This window comes from Deinococcus betulae, assembly GCF_020166395.1.
Lineage (GTDB): Bacteria > Deinococcota > Deinococci > Deinococcales > Deinococcaceae > Deinococcus > Deinococcus betulae.
This window is the reverse complement of the sequence record NZ_JAIQXU010000083.1, coordinates 1-1,018: the sequence shown is the minus strand read 5'-3', so window position 1 is coordinate 1,018 and position 1,018 is coordinate 1. Positions and strand designations below refer to the sequence as shown.

At 61.6% G+C, this 1,018-nt stretch carries 1 pseudogene; it reads left to right on the top strand.

The window, feature by feature from the left end:
- A pseudogene (locus tag K7W42_RS22715) lies at positions 1 to 1,018 on the top strand (IS4 family transposase); the annotation flags it as partial.

Below are 1,018 nucleotides of genomic sequence, written 5' to 3'. Positions count from 1 at the left end.
GCGGGCTGCTTTTCCCATCGACGCCCGGCGCCTTGAGGTGTTGGCGGCCCTGATCCTGGCCATGGTGCAAGCCCGCAGTGTCGTCCTGTACACGCTGAAGACCCATGTCCACTTGCCCGGCTCACTGGAGACGCGGTATCAGCGGTTGCGGCGCTTTGTCCGCTTCGAGTTTCCGGATCATTTGTTTGTGCGCTTTGCTTTGTCCTTCCTCCCGGACGGCGAATTGCACCTGATCCTGGACCGTACCAATTGGAAGCTCGGCCAGCAGGATATTGACATCCTGCTGCTTTCTGCCGTGTGGGACAGCTTCAGTCTGCCATTGATGTGGACCCTGCTCCCCCACGGGGGAGCAGTTCGCAACAGGTGCGCGAAGCGCTCTTGACCCGGTTCCTTCAGTGTTGCCCTGAGCGACGTATCGGCAGCCTACTGGCAGACCGCGAGTTCATCGGCAAAACATGGTTCACCTTTCTGGATGGGCACGGCATTGCTCCCTGTATCCGCCTCCCGGCGACCGCCACCATCGGGACCGGCAACCTGCCGGTCCGGGCGTGCTTCAAAAAACTCCAGACCGGTGAGATTCGCCGCTGGCACCGCCGGATGGTCGTCTACGGCGTGTCCTTGCGCCTGTGTGCCACCAAGAATGCCGCTGGCGAGGTGCTGTACCTCGCGTACCGGGGCCACGCTTCAGTGAATCTCCGCCGTTATGCTCAGCGCTGGCAGGCCGAAAATCTCCACTCAGCCCTGAAGACGAGAGGCTTTCACTTGGAAGACACTGGCCTGACGCAGGCGGAGCGCGTGTCAACCCTGCTCACCTGCGTGTCTGCCGCCTTCATCTGGGCCTGTGTGACGGGCCAGTTCCTGGCCAGCAAGCAGCCCATGAAACGGAAGAGACACGGACACCGCACGGTGTCCGTGTTCCGACTGGGTCTCGATCATCTTCAGGATCTTCTACTCCACCCGTCGCCTTCGTCCTGGCGGGCCTTATACGCCCTCTGCCCAGTTTTGACGGGTAGTCAGG